We start from the raw sequence: 11406 nt of genomic DNA on the forward strand, positions 1-11406 counted from the left end.
ACTCATGGCCGCAATCGACAACACTTCCACGGGCAGCGCGCCCCACCACGGGATCACCAAGGAGGAGCGCAAGGTCATCTTTGCCTCGTCCCTGGGCACCGTGTTCGAGTGGTACGACTTCTACCTTTATGGGTCTCTCGCGGCGATCATTGCCAAGCACTTCTTCGCCGGCGTCAATGAGACAACGTCCTTCATCTTCGCGCTGCTCGCGTTCGCCGCGGGCTTCGCGGTACGCCCCTTCGGCGCCATCGTGTTCGGCCGACTGGGGGACATGATCGGACGCAAACACACCTTTCTCATCACCATTGTGATCATGGGTATCTCCACCGCCGTGGTGGGCTTTTTGCCCGGCTACGCGACCATCGGCGTGGCGGCACCGATCATCCTGATCAGCCTGCGCCTGCTGCAAGGCCTGGCCCTGGGCGGTGAGTACGGCGGCGCGGCGACCTACGTGGCCGAGCATGCGCCGAAAGGCAAACGCGGCTACTTCACCTCGTGGATTCAAACCACTGCAACCCTTGGGCTGTTCCTTTCGCTGCTGGTGATCCTCGCCTGCCGAACCATTCTCGGCACCGAAGCATTCGAGGCCTGGGGCTGGCGGATTCCGTTCCTGCTGTCGATCCTGCTGTTGATCGTCTCGGTGTACATCCGCTTGCAACTCAGCGAGTCACCGGTGTTCTTGAGAATGAAGGAAGAAGGCAAGTCGTCCAAGGCGCCGCTGACCGAATCCTTCGCCCGCTGGGAAAACCTCAAGATCGTGATCATGGCCCTGCTCGGCGGCACTGCCGGCCAGGCCGTCGTCTGGTACACCGGACAGTTCTACGCGCTGTTCTTCCTGCTGCAGACGCTGAAGATCGATCCGCAGACCGCCAACCTGTTGATTGCCGGCTCCCTGCTGATCGGCACGCCGTTCTTCGTGATATTCGGCAGCCTGTCCGACCGCATCGGCCGCAAGGGGATCATCATGGCCGGCTGCATCCTGGCGGCAGTGACCTACTTCCCGATCTTCCATGCGCTGACCCAATACGGTAACCCCGACGTGTTCATTGCGCAGGAGAAGAACCCGGTCACGGTGGTCGCCGATCCCGGCCAGTGCTCGTTCCAGTTCGACCCGGTGGGCAAGGCCAAATTCACCAGCTCCTGCGACCTCGCCAAGACGGTGCTGGCGAAGAAGGCCATTCCCTACAAGAACGTGAAAGCCGAACCGGGCACCGTCGCGCAGGTCCGCATCGGCGACAAGGTGATCCCGAGTTTCGAGGGCACCGGCATGCCGGGCGCCGACTTCAAGGTCAAGAACGACGCCTTCGCCGCCACCCTCGGCACCGCGCTCAAGGAGGCCGGCTACCCCGAGAAGGCCGACCCGGCCAAGACCAACTACCCGATGATGGTGCTGCTCCTGACCATCCTGGTGATCTACGTGACCATGGTCTACGGCCCGATCGCCGCCTGGCTGGTGGAACTGTTCCCGGCGCGCATCCGCTACACCTCGATGTCGCTGCCCTACCACATCGGCAACGGATGGTTCGGCGGCTTTCTGCCCACGGTGGCGTTCGCCATGGTCGCGGCCACGGGTGATATCTACTACGGGCTGTGGTACCCGATTGTCATCGCAGTGATGACGGCCATTCTTGGCACGTTCTTCCTGCCGGAAACCAAGGATCGGGAAATTCATCACACCTGAGGCTGGCACCGGCCCTCTCCTGCCAGGGAGAGGGCGATCCGGAAGGAAATGGGACAGATCTATTTATTCGGCTCGTCAGGAGCGCAACACGCCAATCGCTCGCCGATACTTTTCAACGCGCTCCAGGTCTTCCCATGACGGCTGCGCGATCCGCGACAAGTCGCTGTTCTCTTCCAGGTCCGCCAGTTTCACCACCCGGCCTATCGGGTTCTGTGCCGCGCGCTCGACGAAGGTTTCATAGGACTCGCCCGGCACTTTGGTGACCGACTCGATGGCGGTCAGAACGGCTTCGCTGAAGCCTTCCTTGCGCAGGTCATCAAGGCTGATGCCGCAGTCCTCGACCACGTCATGCAGCACCGCGACGATGCGTTCTTCCAGCGTGTTGACCCGCAACATGACTTTCAGCGGATGCAGGATGTAAGGGCTACCGCCCTTGTCGACCTGCCCCTCATGCGCGGTGGCGGCGATGGCAACGGCGCGTTCCAGTGTCTGGCTCATGGCGTTCTCGAAAATCCGGGTTCAGCCCAACAGATGCTGTGAAATAAGTTTGGAAATCTCGACCATCGATGTCCTTCCGGTGAATTCAAACTTCACTCTTCCCAGCGCCGAAAAGTAGATTTCCAGCTCAGAATCCAGGTCGAAGGTGCCCGACGTTTCCACGGAGTAAGCGACGATGTTTTTGTAGGGCAACGAAGTGAAGTCTTTTTTGCTGCCGGTGATGCCTTGCACGTTCACTGCGATGATGCGTTTGTTGGTAAACACCACGCCGTCGCGCATGGATTTATAGGCATCAATGACCTGCTCGCCGTCCAGTAGCAACGCGGTGACTCGCTCTGCGTACTCGTTGTTTTGCTTGAGTTTGAAAAAGCCTTTGTTGTTGAAATCGATCATCCGCCATTCCCTTCCTTAAAGAGTGTTCCCTGGATTGCCAGCGCGTGGCGCGGCGAGCATACCATCGGGGCTGCGCTTTTTTCGCCCTCGCCCATGGCGGATCTAAAAAACCAATGGAACCCCGCGCCCCATCGCGTTTTCGAAACCCTATCAGCGCTCATCTTTGATCAAGCAAGGCGCCATTGAAGAGGAAATCCCGATGAACAGTAGACTGCTGTTTTTGCTGGCCAGCCTGAGTCCCAGCCTGGTCATGGCTGAAGGGTGTGACGTGCTGACCCGCTCTCAAAGCCCTTCCGTGCCGGTGGTCGAAACGCATAGCTGCTATGAGTACGAAGGCATGCCGGTGAACGCCATCGATTGGTCATGCAGCAACGAGAGCAAAGACATGCTGACCAGCACCAAGAAAAAAGTCGAACAGTGCGCCGATCATGCTCAGGCCACTTGCATCGCCACGTTGACCCAAGAATCGCTGGCCAATCCTCACTCCACCAGCAAGGACAAGAGCAGCACATCGCTGAGTATTCCGAACAATGCTCAGGTCACTACGTATTACTACGGCGCTGAGCATTTGAGTCAGGCGAAGATTGATTGCGAGTCGGGTGGAGGTCACTGGAAATCGCAGTAACCCCCAGCAGCGTGGGTTAACCCTTAACAGCCGCTTCAATCCCAGCGATGTCGATTTTTCCCATTTCCATCATGGCATCGAACGCGCGTTTGGCCGCTGCTTGATCAGGATTGGCTATCGCGGCGCTCAGAACACGGGGTGTGATCTGCCATGACAATCCCCACTTGTCCTGGCACCAGCCGCATACATTTTCCTGACCGCCATTTCCGACAATTGCGTTCCACAAGCGGTCCGTTTCGGCTTGGTCGTCGGTTGCCACCTGGAACGAAAAAGCCTGGTTGTGCTTGATCCCCGAGCCCCCGTTCAGTCCGAGACAAGGGATGCCCATCACCGTGAACTCGACCGTCAGGACATCGCCCTGCTTGCCTGCCGGATAGTCGCCAGGCGCGCGAAGGACTGCGCCCACGGCGCTGTCGGGAAACGTCTTGGCGTAGAACGTCGCAGCGTCCAGCGCGGTGCCGTCGTACCACAGACAAATCGTGTTTTTGCTGATCATCTTGGTTCTCCAGAATCAAAACGGGTTCGTGCATTCTGGTACGGGTTCGCTCTTCGTGCACCTTGAAGTCAGAAAACCCCAAGCGCTGAGTGACGCCCATGCCAATCAGCGCGCCGCGTCCACCGGATGGATCACCAGGTAACTGTCGACGGCATCATCGATGGTTGGAAAGAACGCCGTTTCGCCAAGCCGCGCGAACAGCCCGAATCGCTTCAGCTTGTCCTTGACCGGGTCCTTCATCTCGGCCACGCACAACTTGATACCCGCCGCGTGCAAGGTGTCGTCCAGTTCAGCCAGCATGTCGGCAGAGGTCACGTCCACACTGGTGACGGGTTCTGCCGCAACGACCAACCAGCGCACGGGCGTAGGCGACGCCGATACGGCGGCAAGCACTCGGTCATTGAACAGTTCGGCATTGGCGAAAAACAACGGCGCATCCCAGCGAAACAGCACCATGCCGGGGATAAGGCTCGCGTCGGGATAACGCTGGATGTCGTGGTAGCCCCTGACCCCCTTGGCTTGCCCCAGCACCGCGGAATACGGCCGCCAGCCATCCCACAGAAATTCGATGACGGCGATCACGATGGCCAGCCCGATGCCCTCGATCGCACCGAACACGGCCACACCGACGGTGCAGACGATCGACAACCAGAACTCCCAGCGCTGGATACGATAAATGCGGCGCAGGTCGGCGACTTCAATCAGGCCGATGGCCGAGGCGATCACGACCGCTGCCAGTGCGCTGCTGGGCAAACTCTGCAACAAGTTCGGCGCCACCATCAGCAGCAGGGCAACGGCCAGCGCGCCGACAACTCCGGTCAACTGGGTTTTGGCGCCTGCGGCTTCGGCCACGGGGGTGCGTGAAGAACTGCTGCTGATTGGAAAGCCCTGGAAAAACCCCGCCGCCAGATTGGCAAAACCGAGCCCTGCCATCTCCTGGTTCGGATCGACATAGGAACGGGTCCGTGCCGCATACACACGCGAGAGCACGCTGGTGTCGGCGAACGACACCAGGGCGACGGCGAAACCGCCGATGAGCACGGGGACAATATCGGCGCGGGTGATCCAGGGGATGGCGAACGCCGGTAAACCTTGTGGCAGAGCGCCGAGGACCGACACACCCGCACGCGCGGCAAGGTCCAGCACACCGACGGCAATGGTCGCACCTGCCACAGCGATCAAGATGCCCGGAACGCGCTTGAAGCCCTTGAGCAGCATGATCACGACCAAGGTGGCTGCGCCGATCATGAACGTGGTCCAGTTGGTCTTTCCTTCCATCACCGCGGTGATGATCGCCCATATGTTTCTCAGCGGGCCGTCGGACTCAATCGAAAAACCGAAAAACTTGGGCAGTTGGCTGATCAATACGGTCAGCGCGATGCCGTTCATATACCCGTAGCGAATCGGCTTGGAAAGCAACTCCGTGATGAAGCCCAAACGCATGATGCCCGCCAGGATGCACACGACCCCTGAAACGATCGCCATCATGCCCGCCAGGGCGACGGCGCGATGCGGGTCGCCGCCCGACAGCGGCAGCACGACGGCAAGGATAACGGCGGCCAGTGAGGAATCCGGGCCCAGCACCAGAATCCGGCTAGGCCCGAACAATGCGTAAGCGAGTAGCGGAACGATGGTCGCGTAGAGGCCATAGATGCCGGGTACGCCCGATGCCACGGCGTAGGCGATGCCGACGGGCACCAACATCGTGGTGAGCACCAGCCCGGCCATGATGTCGTGACGCAACCAGGCAACCTGGTAACCGCGCAGCGTGCGAAGCCCGGGAAGCCAACGGCTCCAGCCCGATTGCACGCCGGTATTGCGGTGTGCAATCCGGCCCGGTTCCGGGACGGGAGGTGAAGAATCCGAATCGCTCATAGAGCTGTGGCCTATAGGTGTACAGCGCAGATTCGATTAAACGTGCCCGTCAGAATTTTTCGGGCACTCGCCGGTGCGGATAATCCGGGTCGCGATAGCCGCCTGGCTTCTGCCGTTTGGGCAATATCACCTCCTCGCGTTCGACTTCCTTGTACGGGATCCGGCTGAGCAAATCGTTAATGATGTTAAGGCGCGCCCGCCGCTTGTCGTTCGAGTTGGCCACCAGCCATGGGGCATGATCGGTGTCGGTTGCCTTGAACATGTCGTCACGCGCGCGTGAATAGTCATACCAGCGGCTGTATGACTTTAGGTCCATGGGGGTCAGTTTCCAGATTTTGCGCCCATCCTTGATGCGCTCCTGAAGCCGACGGGTCTGCTCCTCTTCGCTGACTTCCAGCCAGTATTTGAGCAGGATCACACCCGAGTCGACGATAGCCCGCTCCACCAGTGGCGTTGTCCTCAGGAAATTGGCCACCTGCTCTTTGGTGCAGAACCCCATCACCCGCTCGACGCCCGCCCGGTTGTACCAACTGCGATCGAAGATCACCACTTCACCGGCCGCGGGCAGGTGCGGCAGGTAACGCTGGACATACATCTGGCTTTTCTCTCGATCACTCGGCGCCGTTAGCGCCACCACCCGAAAGACACGCGGGCTGACACGTTCGGTAATCGCCTTGATCGTTCCGCCCTTGCCAGCGCCATCGCGCCCCTCGAAGACGATGCAGACCTTGATGCCTTTGGCTTTTACCCACTCCTGCAACTTGACCAACTCGACATGCAGGTGGCGCAGTTGCTCCAGGTATTCCTTGTTTTTCAGCTGCGGGGTTTCAGCAGCATTACGCTTAGGGGCTTTCTTCTTGTCCTTTGCCATGACCAAGACCTCATAGATGCCAGTCGCCGATAGGTATTGAGCGTAGGTTGCTTTCTGCTCATCCGCCGAGCGCGATGATCGCGGTGATCAGTACAGCGCCGATGACGGCCGTCGCAAGACCGCCTTGCCACGGTCTTGCGCCGGCGTACTTCGAGAGCATCCAACCGGCGATGAACAGCACTCCGAGACCGACCAGGTTAGACAGACGCACAGCGAGTGGCGTCTGGTCGAGCAACAGAAACGGCACCACCAGCGGGAAAGTCGAGAACACCACCAACAGAAACACGCCGAAAGCACCCCTGAAATCATCCCAACCGAGGCGCGGCTGTACCGGCATGGATGAATATTCGACCAGGCGGCGACGCAACGATTCCAGCTCTTCAGGGCCGGCCGCAGCGGCGAGACGCGGGGGTAACGCCTCGGCAATGAGCGCTTGCCCGGCGGCGGCGTCCGTCGCACCGACCAGGTTGGTGCAAAGCGTACGGTTGCGCGTGCGCTCAATCAGGGTTCGCAACAAATACATCACAGCGTCCGCGAGTCCCCAGGCGAGGTTGCAACCCAGCGCGGCGATCATCATCGTGCGCTCTGCCTCCTGGCCTGACGTGGCCACGCTGATCGTCCCCGTGAAGGTCATTGCCATCAGCAGGCCGAAGATGACCTCCGTGACACGGTCGACCGGATCAAGAACACGGGCCCGCTTTTGCTCTCCAGTGCTTCGCATGCGCTCATCCTCGCCACGGCTGCGTCAGCGTGGTCCTGTCCTGGTTTTCAGCCGTGCCTGGATGGCCAAGACCCGGCCTGCGCAAGCACATCGAACAGCTTAGTTCAGACTTGACCTATCACAACGCGACGCATCGACAACGACTAAACTTTTGCGATTGCACCTGTTTGCAAGGAGATTTCTCTTAGCGCCACTCCCCCTGTCCGAACTCGATGCCGCCCTGCAGGCCGATGCCAGCGCCTAACGTTTAAAGGGCGAGCCGCCAAGCCAAACGCTCTGCATCAGTTATTTATACTCAAATGCCAGCTTAATAATATTTTACCGATACCAGGGTGATCCCTAGTCTTGACCCCAAGAAATGGCAGGCCGTTACCGACCTAAATCCAACTTCGAAGGGTGTAGAGATGACCACTGAAAAAATAACAACAGATACGCTGATTGTTGGCGCCGGTCAGGCTGGCGTGGCCATGAGTGAACACTTGAGCAAACTCGGCGTGCCGCACCTGGTACTGGAGCGCAACCGTATCGCCGAACGCTGGCGCACCGGGCGCTGGGATTCGCTGGTGGCGAATGGTCCGGCCTGGCACGACCGTTTTCCCGGTCTCGATTTCGACGACCTCAGCCCCGACGACTTCGCCCCGAAAGAGCGGGTTGCCGACTATTTCGAAGCCTACGCCAAAAAATTCAACGCCCCGATCCGCACCGGCGTGGACGTGCTGAACGTTGAGCGCAATGTCGGTCGCCCGGGCTTCACCATTGAAACCTCTGAAGGCGTGATCGAAGCCAACCGCGTAGTGGCTGCCACCGGGCCTTTCCAGCGTCCGGTTATCCCGCCAATCGCGCCGAAAGATCAGCCATTCACCCAGATCCACTCGGCCGAATACCGCAACCCGGCGCAACTGCCCGAGGGTGCAGTGCTGGTGGTCGGTGCCGGGTCGTCAGGCGTGCAAATCGCTGATGAACTGCAGCGGGCCGGCAAGAAGGTTTACCTCTCGGTCGGCGCCCACGACCGCCCTCCTCGCGCCTATCGCAACCGTGATTTCTGCTGGTGGCTGGGTGTGCTCGGCGAGTGGGATCAGGCGGCGATGAAACCCGGCCGGGAACACGTGACCATCGCCGTGAGCGGCGCGCATGGCGGCCGCACCGTGGACTTCCGTGGTCTGGCTCATCGCGGCATGACGCTGGTGGGTTTGACCCAATCGTTCAACGGCGGCGTAGCGACTTTTCAACCGAACCTTGCCGAGAACCTGGCGCGCGGCGATGAGAACTATCTGGCGCTGCTCAATGCCGCCGATGCCTACATCGAGCGCAACGGTCTGGACCTGCCAGAAGAACCTGAAGCGCGTATTACCTTTTCCGATCCGGAATGCGTGACTCACCCGATTCTTGAGCTCGATCTGGCCAAGGCCGGCGTGACCTCGATCATCTGGGCCACCGGTTTTGCCACGGATTACAGCTGGCTCAAGGTTGATGCCTTTGACGACAACGGCAAACCAGCGCATCAGCGCGGCGTCTCGAGCGAGCCGGGCGTGTATTTCCTCGGCCTGCCGTGGCAGTCCCGTCGCGGGTCTTCGTTCATCTGGGGCGTTTGGCACGACGCCAAGTACGTGGCTGATCACATCGCCATCCAGCGTTCCTACCTCGACTACCACGACGCCGCGCAACGCGAGGCTGAAACCGTCCCGGCCGCCCATAAAGCAACCGTCAGCGCTTGAGCCATTTTTCTTTAGGAGCTTCAAATGTCCACGCCAACCCATACCCGTATTCGCATGTTCAACACCAAGGAAACCTACCCGAACCAGAGCCTGGACAATGACCTGTGCCAAGCCGTCCGGGCCGGCAACACCGTTTATGTTCGCGGCCAGGTCGGGACTGATTTCGAAGGCAACCTGGTGGGCCTCGGTGATCCGCGAGCGCAAACCGAGCAAGCCATGCGCAACGTAAAACAGTTGCTGGAAGAGGCTGGTAGCGACCTCAGCCATATTGTGAAAACCACCACCTACCTGATCGATCCGCGGTATCGCGAGCCGGTGTATCAGGAAGTGGGCAAGTGGCTTAAGGGCGTGTTTCCGATTTCGACCGGGTTGGTGGTGTCGGCGTTGGGGCAACCGCAGTGGTTGATGGAGATTGATGTGATTGCGGTGATTCCTGAGTAAGGAAGTAGACCGAGGCGTGGCCTTCGCGAGCAAGCCCGCTCCCACAGGGGATCTTCAGCGAACACATAGTGTGTGTGCGACGCAGATCAAATGTGGGAGCGGGCTTGCTCGCGAAGGGGCCCGCCCAGACACCCACTTTGCCAAGGCTAAACCAGGAGCAAAACCCATGACCTTCTCCATCGCAGCACGTTGCCCCGAAACCGGTCAGTTCGGCATTGCGATCAGTTCCTCAAGCATCGCCGTCGGCGCCCGCTGTCCCTGGCTGCTGCCCGGCGTCGGCGCCGTCTCCACACAAAACATCACCTTGCCGTCACTCGGCCCGGAAGTCCTCGCCCTCATGGAACAGGGCCTTGCACCGGCCGAGGCACTGGACAAAGTCCTGACCCGCAACGGCTACAGCCAATATCGCCAGATCACGGCGATTGACCACCTCGGCCGAACCGCGCACTTCAGCGGCGCACAAACCCTGGGCAACCACAACGCCGTCTCCGGTGACCAATGCGTCGCGGCCGGCAACATGCTGGCGGACCGTGCAGTGATCGAGGCCATGGTCGAGGCGTTCGAGCATGGTGAAGGCCAACTGACCGACCGCCTGCTCGCGGCCATGAAAGCGGCCATCGCCGCGGGCGGTGAAGCCGGGCCGGTGCATTCGGCGGCAGTGGTGGTGGTCGGCGAATTGACCTGGCCGATCATCAACCTGCGGGTGGATTGGGCAGATCACGATCCAATCGGCCAGCTTGAGAAACTCTGGGACGCCTATCGCCCACAGGTCCAGGACTACATCGACCGCGCCCTGGCCCCCGACAAATCCCCTGGCTACGGTGTCGCCGGAGACGACCGATGAGCAACAGCCTCGATTTGCTGAAAACGTTGGTGGCCTTCGACACCACGAGCCGCGAATCAAACCTGCACCTCATCGAGTTCGTCCGCGACTACCTCAAACGCTTCGACGTGCCTTGCGAGCTGGTCTACAACGAGCAGCGCAGCAAAGCCAATCTGTTCGCAACCATTGGTCCGGCGGACCGGCCGGGCATCGTGCTGTCGGGGCACACCGATGTGGTGCCCGTCGACGGCCAGCCGTGGACCGTTGCGCCATTCGAACTCACCGAGCGCGACGGCAAGTTGTACGGTCGCGGCACGGCGGACATGAAAGGCTACATCGCCTGCGTACTCGCGCTGGTCCCGTCCCTGGTGAACGCCTCGCTGCGGCTGCCGGTGCACATCGCGCTTTCGTACGATGAGGAAGTCGGCTGTCTTGGTGTGCGTTCGTTGCTGTCGGAATTGGAAAAGCGTCCGGTCAAACCGATGCTCTGCATCATTGGTGAACCGACCGAGCTCAAACCGGTGCTGGGCCATAAAGGCAAACTAGCGATGCGCTGCGATATTCACGGTGAAGCGTGCCATTCGGCGTACGCACCGCTCGGGGTCAATGCGATTGAATACGCCGCCGAACTGATCGGTGAACTGGGGCGGATCGGCAACCGGCTCAAAGCGCCCAAGCATCACGACACGCGTTTCGATCCGCCGTTCAGCACCGTGCAAACCGGTGTCATTTCCGGCGGCAAGGCCCTGAACATCGTCCCCGCCGATTGCCGCTTCGACTTCGAAATCCGCGCCCTGCCCTCGCATGATCCGAGTGAGGTTGCGCAGGAGCTAAAGGCCTACGCCGAGCAACAGGTCTTGCCGCGCATGCGGGCGGTGAGTGAGCAGAGCGAGATTCGCTTCAGCGAGTTGTCGGCGTATCCCGGTTTGGCGACCGATGCGCACAGCGAAGCGGCTGAATTAATTGCTGCTTTCTGCGGCTCCCGAGAGTTCGGCACCGTAGCCTTCGGCACCGAAGGCGGTCTATTCGACGCCGCAGGCATTCCCACCGTCGTCTGCGGCCCCGGCAGCATGGACCAAGGCCACAAACCCGACGAATTCGTCAGCCTCGAACAACTCACCGCCTGCGACACCATGCTCCATCGAATGCTGCAATCAATCAGCAAATAGCAAGGATTTTGAACCCCAAAAAATCCCCTGTGGGAGCGGGCTTGCTCGCGAAGGCGGAGTGTCAGCCAACATCATTGTCGACTGACACTCCGCCTTCG

The 11406-nt window shown here is 60.3% G+C and carries 12 protein-coding genes; 6 read left to right on the forward strand and 6 right to left on the reverse strand.

Annotation, left to right across the window (positions count from 1 at the left end):
- Positions 1–4: 4 nt before the first annotated feature.
- Positions 5–1681, forward strand: coding sequence for an MFS transporter (locus tag KGB03_RS05220; RefSeq protein ID WP_192409601.1), 1677 nt, complete (start codon positions 5–7; stop codon positions 1679–1681).
- A 75-nt stretch (positions 1682–1756) separates the two neighbouring features.
- On the opposite strand, the gene KGB03_RS05225 is transcribed toward KGB03_RS05220, so the two are convergent.
- Together KGB03_RS05225 and KGB03_RS05230 are read right to left on the reverse strand one after the other, a co-directional pair.
- Positions 1757–2179, reverse strand: a complete 423-nt coding sequence (locus KGB03_RS05225; protein WP_223526507.1) for an HD domain-containing protein — start codon at positions 2177–2179, stop codon at positions 1757–1759.
- Positions 2180–2200: 21 nt separating this feature from the next.
- Complete coding sequence (locus KGB03_RS05230) at positions 2201–2572, reverse strand: PH domain-containing protein (protein WP_046049313.1); 372 nt, start codon at positions 2570–2572, stop codon at positions 2201–2203.
- Positions 2573–2771: 199 nt separating this feature from the next.
- On the opposite strand from KGB03_RS05230, the gene KGB03_RS05235 reads away from it, so the two are divergent.
- Positions 2772–3197: a hypothetical protein gene (locus KGB03_RS05235; RefSeq protein WP_223526508.1), complete on the forward strand. Its 426-nt coding sequence runs from the start codon at positions 2772–2774 to the stop codon at positions 3195–3197.
- A gap of 16 nt (positions 3198–3213) precedes the next feature.
- Here the strand turns inward: KGB03_RS05235 and KGB03_RS05240 are convergent, their stop codons facing one another.
- From KGB03_RS05240 to KGB03_RS05255, 4 genes are all read right to left on the reverse strand, one after another.
- Positions 3214–3693, reverse strand: a complete 480-nt coding sequence (locus tag KGB03_RS05240; RefSeq protein ID WP_111448593.1) for a VOC family protein — start codon at positions 3691–3693, stop codon at positions 3214–3216.
- Positions 3694–3798: 105 nt separating this feature from the next.
- Positions 3799–5568, reverse strand: a complete 1770-nt coding sequence (locus KGB03_RS05245; protein WP_223526509.1) for a SulP family inorganic anion transporter — start codon at positions 5566–5568, stop codon at positions 3799–3801.
- 49 nt (positions 5569–5617) lie between these two features.
- On the reverse strand, positions 5618–6439 hold the full coding sequence (gene ppk2, locus KGB03_RS05250) for a polyphosphate kinase 2 (RefSeq protein WP_223526510.1): 822 nt from the start codon (positions 6437–6439) through the stop codon (positions 5618–5620).
- A 58-nt stretch (positions 6440–6497) separates the two neighbouring features.
- Positions 6498–7160 carry a VIT1/CCC1 transporter family protein gene (locus KGB03_RS05255; RefSeq protein WP_223526511.1) on the reverse strand — a complete coding sequence of 221 codons (663 nt, stop codon included), beginning with the start codon at positions 7158–7160 and terminating at the stop codon, positions 6498–6500.
- 404 nt (positions 7161–7564) lie between these two features.
- Between KGB03_RS05255 and KGB03_RS05260 the strand changes: the two genes are divergently transcribed.
- The 4 genes from KGB03_RS05260 (at position 7565) to argE (ending at position 11308) form a co-directional block, all read left to right on the forward strand.
- Positions 7565–8875 carry a flavin-containing monooxygenase gene (locus tag KGB03_RS05260; protein WP_218537778.1) on the forward strand — a complete coding sequence of 437 codons (1311 nt, stop codon included), beginning with the start codon at positions 7565–7567 and terminating at the stop codon, positions 8873–8875.
- 24 nt (positions 8876–8899) lie between these two features.
- The gene (locus tag KGB03_RS05265) at positions 8900–9316 is read left to right on the forward strand and encodes a RidA family protein (RefSeq protein ID WP_008027166.1); all 417 of its coding nucleotides are present in this window, start codon (positions 8900–8902) and stop codon (positions 9314–9316) included.
- Between the two features lie 166 nt (positions 9317–9482).
- Entirely contained in the window at positions 9483–10160 is a 678-nt protein-coding gene (locus KGB03_RS05270; RefSeq protein ID WP_218537777.1) for a DUF1028 domain-containing protein, read from the forward strand.
- Positions 10157–11308, forward strand: a complete 1152-nt coding sequence (argE, locus tag KGB03_RS05275) for an acetylornithine deacetylase (RefSeq protein WP_223526512.1) — start codon at positions 10157–10159, stop codon at positions 11306–11308. Before KGB03_RS05270 ends, argE begins: the two co-directional genes overlap by 4 nt.
- Positions 11309–11406: the final 98 nt, after the last annotated feature.

Source organism: Pseudomonas sp. BF-B-26, from assembly GCF_019956495.1.
GTDB lineage: Bacteria > Pseudomonadota > Gammaproteobacteria > Pseudomonadales > Pseudomonadaceae > Aquipseudomonas.